The sequence below is a fragment of the Roseobacter sp. FCG-D35 genome (assembly GCF_033436665.1).
Taxonomy (GTDB): Bacteria; Pseudomonadota; Alphaproteobacteria; order Rhodobacterales; family Rhodobacteraceae; genus JAWQFO01.
On sequence record NZ_JAWQFO010000002.1, the window covers coordinates 371,509 to 387,356 of the forward strand.

Sequence of the window (15,848 nt, forward strand, 5' to 3'; positions counted from 1 at the left end):
GTCAGCCCGCGACCCGGCTCGCGTTGGCCCGGCCCCACCAAGCCAGCTCGCAACCGACATGGGCCGAGATCAGTTCCGGCGCCCGCGGATCGGCGATATCATACTCCAGGAATGCAGGATCGCCGGCAAAGAAGGCGCGCAGATTGGCGTAATGCCCCGCGATCCAGGTCTGACGCTGCTTGGTCGTCTCGCCGAAGCCCTGCGGCAGACCGGGAACAGCGGCTTCGGGCAGGCGGCGGGTTCCGAGGTCGGACCAGCCCAGCATGGACTGCGACAGCGCGAAGCCGTCGCGGTTCGACGCCAGAAAGCGCAGATCCGGGTGATGTCGCCGCAGCGCGCGGATCAGCGCGAAGTCGGTCTGCGGCCAGAGGGAGCGGCCCTCGCGCAGCAGGCCGATCTCGGTCAGAGCTGTGAATGGTCCGAGCCCCGTGCCCGGATCCCCGCAGGCGAAGTAGCTGTCATAGAGCAGATCGGCCACAAAGCGCCCGCGCAAGGCAGGATCGCGGGTTTGTCGGGGCCCGATGCGATAATCGGCGACCTTGAACCCCGTCCGGCGCAAAGCGCGGGCCAGCGTCGTCGTGCCGGTCCTCGGCAGGCCGAGGTTGACGATCCGCAAGCTCACGGGTCGAGCCCCAGCTCAGCCAGCAACGCCTCTTCCTGCGGCGGAAGCTTGCGAGCGGTGCGCAGATCGTCGCGCAGGCGGCGGTAGTCGGGGCGCTCGAGCAGTTCCGCGATCCTGTCGCGGTGCAGCCGGACGCAGCGGGCGTGCAGCATGGCGATCTCGGGGTCTTGCTTGAGTTCGGCCAGGGCCTCCTCGACACCGGCAAGGTGCCGCGCGATGCTGCGGTCCTCCCAGGCCGGGTCGTTGCGTTCGCGCCAGTAGGCCAGGTCAAAGGCGCGGTCCTCGCGGTTCACGTCGCCGCGGTCGGTCTTGACGAGAAAGCTGTCGAGACTGCGCAATGCGTAATGGTTGAGCGTGGCGTAGGTTCGCGCGCCCTTTGCCGGAAACCGACGGATGCGGCGCGGGTTGGCTGCGGTCAGGAATTTCCGCGGGACCGCGCGGCCGGCGCCGTCGGTCCAGCGCGGGTGCCTGGCCTCGGGAAGATTTCGCCGAAAGAACGGCCTGTGCGCGAGGTACTGGTGCAAAGGAAAGTCACGCCGCACCAGTGTCTTGACCTCAATCGCCGTCTCGCCGCACCAGATGTCGGGATTGTGGCTGCGGTGGAACTGAGCGATCACCGGGCGATCCTCGAAGGCATTGACGTCGTCGTTGGCGAAGAACTGGAAACTGACGCTGATCGCCTGCGGATCGCCGCAGGCCGCGATCAGTGCGGGAATCGTGTGATTGCCCACGTGGATGTTCAGAAACTCGTCCACGTCGGCGATCCAGACCCAGTCGGCGTCACTGACAACCGCCTGTGTCTGCGCGTGCTTGAGCGCCTCCATCTGCATCGTGCGTCCCTCCGCCGGGTTCGGCAGATGCGTCACCAATCCGCGCAGGGCCAGGGCGTCGAGCAGGTCGTCGGTGCCGTCGGTGCAGTCGTTGGAATAGAACAGGAAATCGGTCACGCCGATAAGGCGGTTGAAGACGATCCATTCCAGCAGGAAGGGGCCTTCGTTCTTAACGCATGTCACAGCCGTGATGCGCATGTCAGGCCGGTCTCCCGCTCGATATGGTCCGCGACACCGCAGCACTCCGAACCGCTTGCCGCCCGTATGATCCTGCCTCCGGGATCCGGCTCAAACCTCTGAAAATGCGCTTGAACCATGCCAGCATGCGCCGAGGCGGTCAATGTGACGCCGCCACTCGGCCATTGGCGGCTTGACGGCGCGCGGCGGGGATGCAGTCTGGGGTCGCAGAGGAGAGCAGCGATGACCAAGCCGGCCACGATCGACGCGGTTCAGGAAATGCTGGGCGCGGAAGGCTACATCTGCGGCCGCGCACTCGGCACGGTGGTCTTTCTCGCCCTCACGCTGGGTCGGCCGCTGTTCTTGGAAGGCGAGGCCGGCGTCGGCAAGACCGAGATCGCCAAGGCCCTGGCCGCAGGGCTCGGTCGTCGGCTGATCCGGCTGCAATGCTACGAGGGGCTGGATGCGGCCTCGGCGGTCTACGAATGGAATTTTCCGGCCCAGATGGTGGCCATCCGCACGGCCGAAGCGGCGGGCGGGGCCGACCGGGGCGCGTTGCGTGACGAGCTTTTTAGCCACGACTACCTGATTGAACGCCCGCTGCTGCAGGCGATGATGCCGGACGAGAACGGCGCGCCGGTGCTCCTGATCGATGAACTCGACCGCACCGACGAGCCCTTCGAGGCTTTCCTGCTCGAAGCGCTGAGCGATTTCCAGGTGACGATCCCGGAACTGGGGACGATCCGCGCCCCCGAGCCGCCCATCGTCATCGTCACCTCGAACCGCACGCGCGAGGTGCATGACGCGCTCAAGCGGCGCTGCCTCTATCACTGGGTCGACTATCCCGAATTCGCGCGCGAGATGGAGATCCTGCAGGCCCGCGCGCCGGAGGCCGCGGAGACCCTGAGCCGCGAGGTCGTGGCCTTCGTCCAGCAGTTGCGCACCGAGGACCTGTTCAAGAGACCGGGCGTCGCCGAAACCATCGACTGGGCCAAGTGCCTGCTGGCGCTCGACGTGATCGAACTGAGCCCGGAGGTCATCGCCGACACGCTCGGCGCGATCCTGAAGTATCAGGACGACATCCAGAAGCTGCAGGGATCCGAAGCCAAGCGCATCCTCGACGAGGTAAAGGCGTCTTTGGAGCCGGCGTGACAGGTATTGGGCATCTGCTAGACTGACGGCAGGCAGGACGGAGAAGGCGCGGCCGTGGAATTAGAACCGATCAGCGCGACAAGGATGATCGCCTTGATGCTGGCCGGTGGCCTGTTTGCCTGCGTGGGTCTGTACCTCATGATCCGCCCGAGGCCGCAAGGGGCGGCCAAGATCGAAGTCTTTGGCCTGAAATTCGAAAGCTCGTCTGCGGGATTGCTGGTTTTCATCGTCGGCGCAGCTTTTCTGGCAGTGACTCTGGTCGTCCCTGAGAAAGACAGCGAGACATCGGTCGTCCCGGAAACGCGGAAACCAGTAGACGATCAAGCCGCGCAAGACAGTACCGCCGGCTCAAGCGATACTGCGGTGAAGCCCGAGAACGGCGGCAAATCCAACACCGCCTTGCTGTTGCCTGCCGATCCCGGCGCGACGGAGGTGGAGCCGAACGACAAGGTGCAGGACGCCAATGGCATGGAAATCGGGGCCACCGTAGAAGGACGGCTAAAGCCGGGCGACGTCGATCGTTACGTTATCGGAACCGAGGGACATGAAGGCGATCTGCTGATTGTCACCCTGCGAAAAGTAGGTGGCGAAGATATCTACGGCGAAACCTACAATTCCGATGAACGTCGGACCGGACAGCTGTCGCCTTCGGGATTCGGTGCGGATGTGGAACGCGTCAGGATCGACGGCTTGAAGGTGTATGTCATGGTATCTCTGTGGCAGCACGGAGATAGTCCCGCGACTTACGAGCTGACGTCCCGGATCGAAGCTGAGTAATGGCCCAATACCTCCCCCTCGACCTTCCCGAAAACCCGCAGCTCGCCGGGAACATCACGCATTTCGCCCGGGCCTTGCGCCGGGCCGGGCTGCCGATCGGGACCGGGCGGATCATCGATGCGATCCGGGCGGTGGAGACGGCTGGCTTCACCGACAAGCGCGACTTCTTCTGGACGCTGCACGCGTGTTTCGTGAACCGGCCCGAGCACCGCGCGGTCTTCGCGCAGGTGTTCCGGCTTTACTGGCGCGATCCGCGGTACCTTGAACACATGATGTCGATGATGCTGCCGGCCGTGCGCGGGGTGCAGGAAGAGCGCAAGGCCGACGCCGGCTCGAAACGCGCCGCCGAGGCGCTGCTTGACGGGGCCGAGGCGCCAGAGACCACTGCCAAGGAAGAGGACGGGGACGAGGATATCGAGATCGAGATCGACGCGAGCCTCACGGCGTCCGTGGAGGAACGCCTGCGCTCGCTTGATTTCGAGCAAATGAGTACCGAGGAGATGGCCGCGGCCAAGCGCATGCTCACACGGCTCAGCCTGCCGGTCGATCCGATCCGCTCGCGCCGCACGGCGGCAAGCCATGTCGGCCACCGCGTCGATGCGGCCCGGACCCTGCGGGCGGCAATGAAGCAGGGCGGCGAGTTGCACGAGATCGCGCTCAAGACGCAGCGCCCGCGCTGGCCGAACCTCGTGGTGCTCTGCGATATCTCGGGCTCGATGAGCCAGTATTCCCGGACCGTGCTGCATTTCCTGCACGCGGTGAGCAACGCCAAGGGCGCAGGCTGGGCGAAAGTGCATGCGTTCACCTTCGGCACCCGCCTGACCAACATCACCCGGCATCTGCGCCAGCGTGACGTCGATGCCGCGCTTGCGGCTGCCGGGGCCGAGGCGCAGGACTGGGAAGGCGGCACGCGGATCGGGTCCTGCCTCGAGACCTTCAACCGCGACTGGTCGCGCCGGGTGATGGGGCAGGGCGCGGTGGTGCTGCTGATCACAGACGGGCTCGACCGCGACGATCCGGACAACCTCGGCCGCCAGATGGAGCGGCTGCACCTGTCGTCGCGCCGGCTGATCTGGCTCAACCCGCTGCTGCGCTGGGACGGTTTCGCGCCCAAGGCGCGGGGCATCCGGGCGATGCTGCCGCATGTCGACAGCTTCCGCGCGGGCCATTCCATCGCCTCGCTGGAAGAGCTTGCCGCGGTGATCTCGAACCGCGACGACGTCGGGCAGAAGGCGCGGCTGATGGCGCTGCTTGACGCCTGAGACGTCAGGCCACCGCCTGGGCGAAGCTTGACCGGTAGAGGGTCGACAGTTCGGCCAGGGGGGCAGATACGCCACCGAAGCTCACGGCGTCGCCGCCGAATTTTCCGACCGCCGCGATCGTCAGACCCGCAGCGCCGGCCGCCGTCACCAGCGCCTCGGCCGCGTCGAAGCTGCAGGCGATCAGGTAGCGGCCCTGATCCTCGCCGAAAAGCGTCGGCGTGTCGCCGGCTTCAAGTTGCACCCCGAGACCGGACCCTTCGGCCAGTTCGAAGGCCGCCAGCGCCAAGCCGCCGTCCGACAGGTCCGTGCAGGCGCCGATCAGGTCACGATGCGCGCGGATGAATTCGCCATGCGCGCGTTCGATGTCGAGATCGACATGCGGAGCGTCCCCGTCGGTGCGGTTGAACACCTCGCTCAAAAGCGCCGACTGGCCGAGGTGACCGGTGGTCTCTCCCAGCACCAGGGCGAGGTCGCCCTCTTGGACCCGCGTGCCGATGGCGGTTTCGCCGTCCGCGATGAGACCGACGGCGCCGATGGTCGGCGTCGGCAGAATCGCGGCACCGTCGGTTTCGTTGTAAAGCGAGACGTTGCCCGAGACGATCGGCATGTCGAGGGCAGAGACCGCTTCGCCGATGCCCTGAATGGCGCCTACGAACTGGCCCATGATCTCGGGTTTTTCAGGGTTCCCGAAGTTGAGGTTGTCGGTGGTCGCCAAAGGCTTCGCCCCCACCGCGCAGAGGTTGCGGTAGGCCTCGGCCACCGCCTGCTTGCCGCCCTCGACGGGGTTCGCCTTGACGTAGCGCGGGGTCACGTCGGCGGTGAAGGCCAGTGCCTTGCCGGTGCCGTGCACCCGGACTATTCCAGAGCCGATCCCCGGCGTGCGGGCGCTGTCGGCCATGACCATCGTGTCGTACTGCTCGAAAACCCAGTTCTTGGCGGCGTAGTTCGGGCTCGAGATCAGTGCTTTCAGCCCGTCGATGGGATCAATGCCGGGAACATCCGCCAAGGGCTCGGCAGGGGGCGTCGCGACCCAGGGCCGATCGTATTCAGGCGCCGTGCCCGACAGGGCCTTGAGCGGCAGGTCGGCTTTCACCTCACCGTCGAGCATGATCAGGAAGCGATCCTCGGCGATGGTCTCGCCGACGATGGCGAAATCGAGGTCCCACTTGTCGAAGACCGCCTTGGCTCGGGCTTCGAGTTCCGGGCGCAGGACCATGAGCATCCGCTCCTGGCTTTCCGACAGCATCATCTCGTAGGCGGTCATGTTCTCTTCGCGCACCGGCACCTTCTCGAGATCGAGGCGGACTCCGAGATTGCCCTTGTCGCCCATTTCGACGGCGGAACAGGTCAGACCCGCGGCTCCCATGTCCTGAATCGAGATGACGGCACCGGTCTCCATAAGTTCGAGGCAGGCTTCCATCAGGCGCTTTTCGGTGAAGGGATCGCCGACCTGAACCGTGGGGCGCTTTTCCTCGATGGTATCGTCGAATTCGGCCGAGGCCATCGTGGCACCGCCGACGCCATCGCGCCCGGTCTTGGCGCCGAGGTAGACCACCGGCATGCCGACCCCCGAGGCCGCGGAGTAGAAGATCTTGCCCGTCTCGGCCAAGCCGGCTGCAAAGGCGTTGACAAGGCAGTTGCCGTTGTAGGCCGCGTAGAACCGTACCTCGCCGCCGACGGTTGGAACGCCAAAACAGTTGCCGTATCCGCCGATACCCTCGACGACGCCGTTTACCAGTTGCCGGGTCTTGGGATGGGAGGGCTCGCCGAAGCTGAGCGCATTCATCGCCGCGACCGGCCGCGCGCCCATGGTGAAGACGTCGCGCAGGATGCCGCCGACGCCGGTGGCCGCGCCCTGGTAGGGTTCGATGTAGGACGGGTGGTTGTGGCTTTCCATCTTGAAGACGACCGCCTGGCCGTCGCCGATGTCGACAACGCCAGCGTTTTCGCCCGGGCCGCAGATAACCTGTGGACCCGAGGTCGGCAGGGTACGGAGCCATTTCTTCGACGACTTGTAGGAACAGTGTTCGTTCCACATCGCCGAGAAGATGCCGAGTTCCGTGAAGGTCGGCTCGCGTCCGACGATCTCGAGGATGCGCTCGTATTCGTCGGGCTTCAGCCCGTGTGCAGCGATCAGCTCGGGCGAGATGGCAGGCTCGTTCATAAGTTGGTCGTCCCCCGGTGGCGGTCAGCCCGTCCTTACTGGATGCCTGTGCCGGGGGAAAGGTGCGCGAAAAGGCGCAAAGCACGAAAAAGGCCGCATCCCGAAGAATGCGGCCCCAAGAAGCCCTTTCGGGCATACGGCAGTCGGTTATTGGAGAATAACCGTCGCTTTATCTTCGCCCGAGTCCGACTCACCCGAGCCTGCGGCCGCGGTGTTGATCTCGGTTTCGGTGGCGTTCAGACCAACGACGTTCTCGTTGATACTAACGTTGGCGGGCGACACGGTGATGTCGAGCCATTCGGCGTCAATCGTGGTACCTTCGTCAACTTCGACGAAGAACTTCGCGTCACCTGTGCCGTCACTCATCACCTCGGTAATGGTCCCGAGGCGCGTACCGTCGCTCAGCACCACATCGGCGCCCTTGGCGGACAGCATCGTGCCTTCGATGTCATCGGACAGTTCAAGGCGGTGATTAGCGTCATAGCCTTTCTGCATGCCCTGATTGCCGGTCTCGGCATAGGCGAGGGGAGCCCCTGCGAGGGCGGCGATGGTTGCGGTCGTCATGAGGATCTTGCGTGTCATGGTGTGTCCTTTCCTCTCACTTGCTACGGGCACACAACGCCTTCTCCCGTTTCACGTTCCAGCCAAGTCGGTCACGACGGATCACGGATTGGTCACGGAAACGTATGTATCGGGACATGATCCCGGAGGGCCGGATCCATGCTGTCGTGACGGCGAAATCGCGATGGCATCTGGCCCCGCGCGCGCGCGCGGTTGCGCGCGAAAAAAAAGGCCGAGCACGAAGCTCGGCCAAGTCCAACAGGGAGGTTTGAAGAAACAGCGCTGTGCGCCCGTAATCTTCGAAAGCTCAGATAGGCGGCGAAATGCCTTCGATCAAGGCAGATTGCGAACTCTGGACATCATGCCCGCTATGCGCAGGTTGCATGGCTTGGTGAGATCAGGTTTTCTGCTTGTTTCGCAACAGCTTGCGGTAGGTGATGATCTCGTCCTGGACGAAGTCGCGGAACGCCGCGATACGCTGCGAATGCCGCAACTCCTCGGGGTAGGCAAGAAACACCGGCACTTCGGCGGACTCGACGTCCGGCAGGACCTGAACGAGATTCGGGAAATCTTGGATCAGGTAGTCGGGCAGCACGCCGATCCCGAGGTCGTTAAGCACGCCCTGAAGCACACCGAAGTAGTTGTTTACCGTCAGCATCGATCGGATGTCGTAGGTCATCAGGTGCTGGATCAGCTGCAGACCGGCGCCGACCTGGTCGCTTTCGGTGTTCTGGCAGATCAGGCGGTGATCGGCGATGTCCTCGATCTCTTTCGGCTCGCCGCATTTGTCGAGGTAGGCCGAGGTCGCATAAAGGCACATCCGCACGGACATCAGGCGCTTTCGAATGAGGTCGGCCTGGCTGGGTTCCTTCATACGTATCGCTACGTCGGCCTCGCGCATGGGCAAATCGAGCACGCGCTCTTCCAGCATCAGGTCGACCTTGAGGTCGGGATACTGGTCGTAAAGCTTGCCGAGACGCGGCGCGAGCCAGAGCGAGCCGAAGCCCGTCGTCGTGGTCACGCGCAGCTCTCCGAAGACCTCGTCCTCGCTGTCGCGGATCCGCGCGGCGGCGGTGTCGAGACGCTTGGCCATCGCCGAGGTGGCGTCGAAAAGAAGTTCGCCCTGCTCGGTGAGAATCAGTCCGCGGGCGTGCCGGTGGAACAGGGTGGTGTTGAGCTGCTCTTCGAGCCCGCGGATCTGGCGACTGACGGCCGACTGCGACAGATTGAGCTTTTCACCGGCATGCGTGAGCGACCCCGCGTCCGCGACGGCGTGAAAGATTCTGAGCTTGTCCCAATCCATGGCGCAACGTTTCCCGGGTTCCGCACCGCTCTAGCCTCATAAGCGCGAAAAATACAGCGCGGTCTCGCTGACCTGTGTCGGTTTGCCACAAATCATCTATGCAGGTCAGCCATTTTGACCTATTATTGGCCTACATATATGCAAGACTGACGCTGTCGGGAGGAGAGCCGCGATGAGCAAGCAGAAGATCACACTGAACGATCGCTTCGACCTGGAAAAAAGCCCCGTGCTGCTGAACGGCACGCAGGCGCTGGTCCGGCTCATGCTCATGCAAAAGGCGCGCGACCGTGCTGCCGGGCTGAACACGGCGGGATATGTGACCGGCTATCGCGGCTCACCGCTGGGTGCCGTCGATCTTCAGATGCAGCGCGCGCTCAAGCATCTTGCCGAACATGACGTGACCTTCCAGCCGGGGCTGAACGAAGACCTGGCGGCGACCGCGCTTTGGGGCGCGCAACAGGCCGAGGTGCGCGGCGAGGGTAAGTTCGATGGCGTCTTCGGGCTCTGGTACGGCAAGGGTCCGGGGGTCGACCGGTCCGGCGACGTGATGCGCCATGCCAACATGGCCGGCACCTCCAGGCACGGTGGCGTGCTGATGGCGATGGGCGACGATCACACTGGCGAATCCTCGACCGTGCTGCACCAGTCGGAATGGGCGCTGGTGGATGCCTACATGCCGGTGGTCAGCCCGGCGGGTGTGCAGGAGATTCTCGACTACGGGCTCTACGGCTTCGCGCTCAGCCGCTTTTCCGGCCTCTGGGTGGGCCTGAAGACGATGAAGGACACGGTCGAGGCGACCTCGGTCGTCGAAACTGGCCTTGATCGCTACAATTTCCTGGAGCCGGAGTTCGACATGCCGGAAGGCGGGCTCAACATCCGCCTGATCGATACGCCGCACGCGCAGGAAGCGCGGATGATCGACTACAAGCGCTTCGCCGCCGAGGCCTTCTCGCGTGCCAACAAGATGGACCGCCGCGTCTGGGGCAAGCCGGGCGCCAAGATCGGCTTCGTCGCCGCCGGCAAGAACTGGCTCGACCTCGTGCATGCGCTGAGCCTGCTGAACATCGGCGAAGAAGATTGCGAGCGTCTGGGAATCACCACCTACAAGGTCGGTCAGACCTTCCCGCTCGACATGACCTCGTTCCATGACTGGGCCGAGGATCTCGACCTGATCGTGGTCGTCGAGGAGAAGCGCAAGCTCATCGAGATCCAGATCAAGGAAAGCATCTTCGACGACCGTCAGGGACGCCGCGTCTACGGCTGGTACAAGGGCGGTGCGGGCGGCATGCACCGTGACGAGCTTTTCCCGACGCGCGGCGCGCTCGACCCGATCATGATCGCCGAGAAGCTGGGCGAGATCCTGATCGAGGAAGGCCGCGACGGCGAGGCGCTGCGCGCGGGCCTGAACCTGCTCAAGGACGCCCGGCGCAACGACAATGCCGAGGAGATCGCGGCACGGCTGCCCTATTTCTGTTCTGGCTGTCCGCACAACACGTCGACCAAGCTGCCCGAGGGCAGTCGGGCCTATGCCGGGATCGGCTGTCACTACATGGTGCAGTGGATGGATCGCGAGACGACGGGTTTCACCCACATGGGTGGCGAGGGGGCCAACTGGATCGGCGAAGCGCCGTTCTCAAAGCGTCCGCATGTCTTCCAGAACCTCGGCGACGGCACATACAACCACTCGGGCGTGCAGGCGATCCGCGCGGCGCTCGCCGCCGGCACAAACATCACCTACAAGATCCTCTACAACGACGCCGTCGCGATGACGGGCGGCCAGCACAACGAAGGCGACCTCGATGCGCCGCGCATCGTGCGCGAGCTGCAGGCGATGGGCGTGCCCAACATCGCCGTTGTCTACGACGAGAAGGAAGACGTCGATCCGAAGGCGTTCAAGGGCGTCGAGGTGCTGGAACGGGCGCACATGCAGTCCGTGCAGGAAAAGCTCGCCGAGACCGAGGGCGTTTCGGCCATCGTCTACATCCAGACCTGCGCCGCCGAGAAACGCCGCCGTCGCAAGCGTGGCACCTTCCCCGATCCCGACAAGCGCGTCTTCATCAACACCGATGTCTGCGAAGGCTGCGGCGATTGCGGGGTGCAGTCGAACTGCGTCTCGATCGTGCCGGAAGAAACCGAATTGGGGCGCAAGCGGGCCATCGACCAGTCGTCGTGCAACAAGGACTATTCCTGTCTCAAGGGCTTCTGTCCGTCCTTCGTGACGCTCGAAGGCGCCAAGATCCGCAAGGAGCCGACGCAGGCGCTCGATCTGCCCGACCTGCCCGCGCCCGACCTGCCGCAGATCGACGGCACCTGGAACGTGGTCATCACCGGTGTCGGCGGCACCGGCGTCGTGACCATCGGTGCGGTCATGGCCCAGGCCGCGCATCTCGATGGCAAGGGGGCGGGCATGATGGAAATGGCGGGCCTCGCGCAGAAAGGCGGCGCGGTGCACATCCATTGCCGGCTGGCGGAAAAGCCCGCCGACATCAGCGCGATCCGGGTCGCCACAGGCGAGGCGGACGCGGTGATCGGCGGCGACCTTGTCGTGTCCGCCGGAGCCAAGACGCTCGGCCTGATGCGCACCGGGAAGACAGGCGCGGTGGTCAACAGCCACGAGATCATCACCGGCGACTTCACCCGTGACACGACCTTCCAATTGCCGGTCGAACGGCTGGAACTGGCGCTGCAGGCGCGCCTGAAGGACAAGCTCGACCTTTTCGATGCGTCAGAGCTTGCCAAGGCGGCGCTGGGCGATTCGATTTTTTCCAACATGATGATCTTTGGCGCGGCCTGGCAGCGTGGTCTGATCCCTCTGAGCCAGGAGGCGATCACAGAGGCGATCACGCTGAACGGGGCGGCGGTCGAGCGCAACCTACGCGCCTTCGAGATCGGGCGCTGGGCGGTGCTGCATCCTGAGGAAGCCGCCCGGATGGTCGAGCCCACGGTGGTCGAACTGCCCAAATCGCCCGAGGAAAAGATCGCCTTCCGCGCAGACCATCTGACCGACTACCAGAGCAAGCGGCTGGCCAAGCGCTACCGGCGCTTCCTCGAACGCTTCGAGGACGAGGACGTGCGCGACGCCGTGGCCCTCGGCTATCACAAGCTGCTGGCCTACAAGGACGAATACGAGGTCGCGCGCCTGTTGCTGTCCTCGCGCGAGAAGGCCAAGGCGGAATTCGACGGCGATTTCGACATGCGCTTCCACCTTGCGCCGCCGCTTTTGGCGCGCAAGGGGCCGGACGGACGGCCGGCCAAGCGCAGTTTCGGGTCGTGGATGGAACTGCCGTTCCGGATGCTGTCGAAGATGCGGTTTCTGCGCGGCACCTTCCTCGATCCCTTCGGCTACGCCTCCGAACGGCGGATGGAGCGGGCGCTGATCCGGCAGTACGAGGCCGACATGGTCGAGGTGTTGCCGAAACTCACGACCGAAACCCGTGAGGCAATCATCGCGCTGGCGGAACTGCCGTTGCAGATCCGGGGCTTCGGGCCGGTCAAGCTGGCCAACGAGCAAAAGGCCGCCAAGCGCCGCGAGGAATTGCTGGCGGTGATCAGCTCGGGCGGAAAGGACCTTGCGCAAGCCGCCGAGTGAGCGGCTTCACACGGGTTTCACATTCGTCCGGCACAGAGGGCCACCACCTTCCCGACGGCAGGAGCCCGAACCGACGATGGGTCTGATTCGTCCCTCGATCGCCCGCGACATAAGCTACGCCCATTCGGCGACGAGCCGGGGCGGGCGCACGATGATCCGGCTGATGGAAAACGCGACGGGGCGCATCCGCCTGATCCGGCGCGCCGACGGCTACCAGGACGATGTCGCGCTGGGGCGGGGCTTTTTCGAGGTGATGGCGGAACGCTACGGTCTGACGCTCGACGTGGTTGGCGGCGCGCTTGCCAACATCCCGCGCGACGGCCCGCTCATCCTGATCGCCAATCATCCCTACGGCATACTCGACGGTCTGATGATGGGCTATATTCTCGCCAAGGCCCGCGGCGATTTCCGCATCCTTGCCCACAACGTGTTCCGCAAGGCCGATGAACTCGACCGCATCGTCCTGCCGATCAGCTTCGAGGAAACGCGCGCGGCGCTCGATCTCAACATCGCCACCCGCAAAACCGCGCTCGACTACCTCGCGCGGGGCGGTGCCATCGGCATCTTTCCCGGCGGGACCGTCAGCACCAGCGCGAAACCCTTCTCGCACCCGATGGACCCGCGCTGGCGCAGCTTCACGGCGCGCATGGTCGGCAAGAGCCGCGCGACGGTGGTGCCGGTCTACTTCGACGGTCACACAAGCCGGATGTTCCAGATCGCGAGCCATCTGCATTACACGCTGCGCATGGGGCTGCTGATCAAGGAATTCCGCAAGCGCGTCGATACGCCGGTGCGCGTGGTGATCGGTGATCCGATCGACCGGACCGTCCTCGACCCGCTGCGGCAAGACAGCAAGGCAATGATGGATTTCCTGCGCAAAGCGACGTATGAGCTTGCCCCGGGTCCGGAAAAGCGTTTCGATCTGGGCTACGAGTTCGAAGACAAGCACCGGAGCTGATGCCCCGGGCAGGAGCCGGGGACATGGCGGTAGGAATTTTCGACAGCGGCCTGGGCGGTCTGACCGTCCTGCAATCGGTCGAGGCGCGTCTGCCCGACGTGCCGCTGGTCTACATGGCCGATTCCGCACACGCGCCTTACGGTGTGCGTACCGCCGACGACATCTACGAGCTGACCTGCGCCGCGGTGCAACGGCTTTTCGACGAGGGTTGCCGCCTGGTGATCCTCGCGTGCAACACGGCCTCGGCGGCTGCGCTGCGGCGGATGCAGGAAAGCTGGGTGCCGACCGACCGGCGCGTGCTGGGCGTCTTTGTGCCGCTGATCGAGGCGATGACCGAACGGCGCTGGGGCGACAACTCCCCGCCGCGCGAGGTCGAGGTGAAGCATGTCGCACTCTTCGCGACTCCCGCGACCGTCTCCAGCCGCGCTTTCCAGCGCGAACTGGCCTTCCGCGCCATCGGGGTCGACGTCGAGGCACAGGCCTGCGGCGGCGTCGTGGATGCGATCGAGGAGGGTGACATGATCCTCGCCGAGGCGCTCGTGCGCAGCCACGTCGACGCGCTGAAGCGCAAGATGCCCTCGCCCGATGCCGCGATCCTCGGCTGCACGCATTACCCGCTGATGCAGAAGACCTTCCAGGACGCGCTCGGGCCCGATGTGCGGGTGTTCAGCCAGGCCGGCCTCGTGGCCGACAGCCTTGCCGACTATCTGGTGCGCCATCCCGACATGCTGGGCGAAGGCAAGCGGCGGTTCCTGACCACGGGAACCCCCGAGCGCGTAAGCGACCGCGCGACGCAGTTCTTGCGACGACAGATCCGCTTTGAAGCCGCCTGAGGGCGCGACCACATCCTTACGACCAAACACGAACCAGGGGCAGACAATGACCCACAATATCGCAATTCTGGGCGCATCCGGCTACACGGGCGCCGAGCTGATCCGGCTGATCTCCGGCCATTCGTCAATGCAGATCAAGGCCTTGGGGGCCAATTCGAAAGCGGGCCAAAGCATCGCGCAGGCCTTCCCGCACCTGCGCCATCTCGACCTGCCGGAACTAGTCACGATCGACGAGATCGACTTTTCCGAGATCGACCTGTGCTTTTGCGCCCTGCCGCACAAGACCAGCCAGGAGGTGATCCGGGCCTTGCCGAAGGATCTGAAGATCGTCGACCTTTCGGCCGATTTCCGGCTGCGCGACCCCGAGGACTACACCAAGTGGTACGGCAACCCGCACGCGGCGCTGGAGCAGCAGGGCGAAGCCGTCTACGGGCTGACCGAATTCTACCGCGATGACATCCGCGGCGCGCGGCTGGTCGCCGGAACCGGCTGCAACGCCGCGACCGGTCAGTTCTCCCTGCGCCCGCTGATCGAGGCCGGAATGATCGACCTCGACGAGATCGTTCTCGACATGAAATGCGCCGTGTCGGGTGCGGGGCGGAGCCTCAAGGAAAACCTGCTGCATGCCGAGCTCTCCGAGGGCTATCACGCCTATTCGGCGGGCGGGACGCACCGGCATCTGGGCGAGTTCGACCAGGAATTCAGCAAGCTGGCGGGCCGGCCCGTGCGGGTCCAGTTCACGCCGCACCTGATCCCGGCCAACCGGGGGATCCTGTCGACCGGGTATGTCCGGGGCGATGCACGCGCGATCCACGACACGTTCATCGCGGCCTATGCGGAGGAACCTTTCCTCGTCGTGCTGCCGTTCGGCGAATTGCCGAGCACGCGGCACGTCCGGGGCTCGAACTTCTGCCACATCGGCGTCGTCGCGGACCGCATCGAGGGTCGTGCGATCGTCGTGGCCGCGCTCGACAACCTCACCAAGGGTTCATCGGGGCAGGCGTTGCAAAACGCCAACCTGATGCTAGGACTGGAGGAGACCGAGGGGCTGTTGATGGCCCCGCTGTTCCCGTGAGACGCCCGTGAAAAGCCTGAAGAAACAGCGCAGGATACAGGTGATCGCCGTCGCGACGGTGGCTCTGGTGCTGGCCACCGGCCTCATCGGCTATGCGATGCGCGACGGCATCAACTACTTCCGCGCGCCCAGCCAGGTCATCGCCGAACCGCCCGCACCCTCGGAGGTCTTCCGCATCGGCGGGCTGGTCGAGGAAGGCTCGATCGTGCGCGGGCAGGGCGAGACGGTCAGCTTTTCGGTGACCGACGGCGGCGCCTCGGTGCCGGTCACCTACACCGGCGTCCTGCCTGATCTCTTCGCCGAGAACCAGGGCATGGTCGGCACCGGGCGCTACGTGAACGGAACCTTCGAAGCCACTGAAATCCTGGCCAAACACGACGAGAACTACATGCCGAAGGAAGTCGTGGACGCGCTCAAGGATCAAGGCGTCTACCAGGAACCCGGCAGCTGATGGTCCAAGGGCCGTCCCCCACCGTCACGGTGGTCTCAGCCCGAATTAACGCAGCCAAGCGATAACTCCCGGCCATCGACAGATGAGCCAGGGG

At 64.8% G+C, this 15,848-nt stretch carries 13 protein-coding genes; 8 read left to right on the forward strand and 5 right to left on the reverse strand.

All coding sequences use genetic code 11. From position 1 onward, the window contains the following. Position 1: 1 nt before the first annotated feature. Positions 2–622: a hypothetical protein gene (locus tag R5H30_RS05935; RefSeq protein WP_318327156.1), complete on the reverse strand. Its 621-nt coding sequence runs from the start codon at positions 620–622 to the stop codon at positions 2–4. After that, positions 619–1,650, reverse strand: a complete 1,032-nt coding sequence (locus R5H30_RS05940) for a glycosyltransferase family 2 protein (RefSeq protein ID WP_318327157.1) — start codon at positions 1,648–1,650, stop codon at positions 619–621. Before R5H30_RS05940 ends, R5H30_RS05935 begins: the two co-directional genes overlap by 4 nt. 222 nt (positions 1,651–1,872) lie before the next feature. On the opposite strand from R5H30_RS05940, the gene R5H30_RS05945 reads away from it, so the two are divergent. Genes R5H30_RS05945 through R5H30_RS05955 form a run of 3 tightly spaced genes read left to right on the forward strand, consistent with a single transcriptional unit; the run spans position 1,873 to position 4,820 of the window. Continuing rightward, on the forward strand, positions 1,873–2,781 hold the full coding sequence (locus tag R5H30_RS05945) for an AAA family ATPase (protein WP_318327158.1): 909 nt from the start codon (positions 1,873–1,875) through the stop codon (positions 2,779–2,781). A gap of 54 nt (positions 2,782–2,835) precedes the next feature. Then, positions 2,836–3,558, forward strand: a complete 723-nt coding sequence (locus tag R5H30_RS05950; RefSeq protein ID WP_318327159.1) for a hypothetical protein — start codon at positions 2,836–2,838, stop codon at positions 3,556–3,558. Beyond that, positions 3,558–4,820 (forward strand): vWA domain-containing protein, encoded by a 1,263-nt coding sequence (locus R5H30_RS05955; protein WP_318327160.1) that lies wholly within the window; start codon positions 3,558–3,560, stop codon positions 4,818–4,820. Before R5H30_RS05950 ends, R5H30_RS05955 begins: the two co-directional genes overlap by 1 nt. Before the next feature lie 4 nt (positions 4,821–4,824). Here the strand turns inward: R5H30_RS05955 and purL are convergent, their stop codons facing one another. The 3 genes from purL to R5H30_RS05970 all read right to left on the reverse strand — a co-directional run bounded on the left by purL (position 4,825) and on the right by R5H30_RS05970 (position 8,848). Beyond that, the gene (gene purL, locus R5H30_RS05960; RefSeq protein WP_318327161.1) at positions 4,825–6,984 is read right to left on the reverse strand and encodes a phosphoribosylformylglycinamidine synthase subunit PurL; all 2,160 of its coding nucleotides are present in this window, start codon (positions 6,982–6,984) and stop codon (positions 4,825–4,827) included. Between the two features lie 147 nt (positions 6,985–7,131). Continuing rightward, on the reverse strand, positions 7,132–7,566 hold the full coding sequence (locus R5H30_RS05965) for a PRC-barrel domain-containing protein (protein ID WP_318327162.1): 435 nt from the start codon (positions 7,564–7,566) through the stop codon (positions 7,132–7,134). Positions 7,567–7,942: 376 nt separating this feature from the next. Continuing rightward, positions 7,943–8,848, reverse strand: coding sequence for a LysR family transcriptional regulator (locus R5H30_RS05970; RefSeq protein ID WP_318327163.1), 906 nt, complete (start codon positions 8,846–8,848; stop codon positions 7,943–7,945). Positions 8,849–9,020: 172 nt separating this feature from the next. Here R5H30_RS05970 and R5H30_RS05975 point away from each other — a divergent pair, with 172 nt between their 5' ends. The 5 genes from R5H30_RS05975 (at position 9,021) to ccmE (ending at position 15,754) form a co-directional block, all read left to right on the forward strand. Beyond that, the gene (locus R5H30_RS05975; RefSeq protein ID WP_318327164.1) at positions 9,021–12,437 is read left to right on the forward strand and encodes an indolepyruvate ferredoxin oxidoreductase family protein; all 3,417 of its coding nucleotides are present in this window, start codon (positions 9,021–9,023) and stop codon (positions 12,435–12,437) included. Positions 12,438–12,513: 76 nt separating this feature from the next. Next, on the forward strand, positions 12,514–13,395 hold the full coding sequence (locus R5H30_RS05980) for a lysophospholipid acyltransferase family protein (protein ID WP_318327166.1): 882 nt from the start codon (positions 12,514–12,516) through the stop codon (positions 13,393–13,395). 23 nt (positions 13,396–13,418) lie between these two features. Continuing rightward, complete coding sequence (locus tag R5H30_RS05985) at positions 13,419–14,228, forward strand: glutamate racemase (RefSeq protein ID WP_318327167.1); 810 nt, start codon at positions 13,419–13,421, stop codon at positions 14,226–14,228. Between the two features lie 46 nt (positions 14,229–14,274). Next, positions 14,275–15,303, forward strand: a complete 1,029-nt coding sequence (gene argC, locus R5H30_RS05990) for an N-acetyl-gamma-glutamyl-phosphate reductase (RefSeq protein WP_318327168.1) — start codon at positions 14,275–14,277, stop codon at positions 15,301–15,303. 7 nt (positions 15,304–15,310) lie between these two features. Next, positions 15,311–15,754 carry a cytochrome c maturation protein CcmE gene (ccmE, locus tag R5H30_RS05995; protein ID WP_318327169.1) on the forward strand — a complete coding sequence of 148 codons (444 nt, stop codon included), beginning with the start codon at positions 15,311–15,313 and terminating at the stop codon, positions 15,752–15,754. The last annotated feature ends 94 nt before the right edge of the window (positions 15,755–15,848 follow it).

What these genes read in the sequence shown, in the direction of transcription:
- R5H30_RS05975 (WP_318327164.1), top strand. Translation starts at nt 9,021, where the DNA reads ATGAGCAAGCAGAAGATCACACTGAACGATCGCTTCGACCTGGAAAAA.
- R5H30_RS05945 (WP_318327158.1), top strand. Translation starts at nt 1,873, where the DNA reads ATGACCAAGCCGGCCACGATCGACGCGGTTCAGGAAATGCTGGGCGCG.
- R5H30_RS05980 (WP_318327166.1), top strand. Translation starts at nt 12,514, where the DNA reads ATGGGTCTGATTCGTCCCTCGATCGCCCGCGACATAAGCTACGCCCAT.
- R5H30_RS05970 (WP_318327163.1), bottom strand. Translation starts at nt 8,848, where the DNA reads ATGGATTGGGACAAGCTCAGAATCTTTCACGCCGTCGCGGACGCGGGG.
- argC (WP_318327168.1), top strand. Translation starts at nt 14,275, where the DNA reads ATGACCCACAATATCGCAATTCTGGGCGCATCCGGCTACACGGGCGCC.
- purL (WP_318327161.1), bottom strand. Translation starts at nt 6,984, where the DNA reads ATGAACGAGCCTGCCATCTCGCCCGAGCTGATCGCTGCACACGGGCTG.
- R5H30_RS05965 (WP_318327162.1), bottom strand. Translation starts at nt 7,566, where the DNA reads ATGACACGCAAGATCCTCATGACGACCGCAACCATCGCCGCCCTCGCA.
- R5H30_RS05940 (WP_318327157.1), bottom strand. Translation starts at nt 1,650, where the DNA reads ATGCGCATCACGGCTGTGACATGCGTTAAGAACGAAGGCCCCTTCCTG.
- R5H30_RS05955 (WP_318327160.1), top strand. Translation starts at nt 3,558, where the DNA reads ATGGCCCAATACCTCCCCCTCGACCTTCCCGAAAACCCGCAGCTCGCC.
- R5H30_RS05985 (WP_318327167.1), top strand. Translation starts at nt 13,419, where the DNA reads ATGGCGGTAGGAATTTTCGACAGCGGCCTGGGCGGTCTGACCGTCCTG.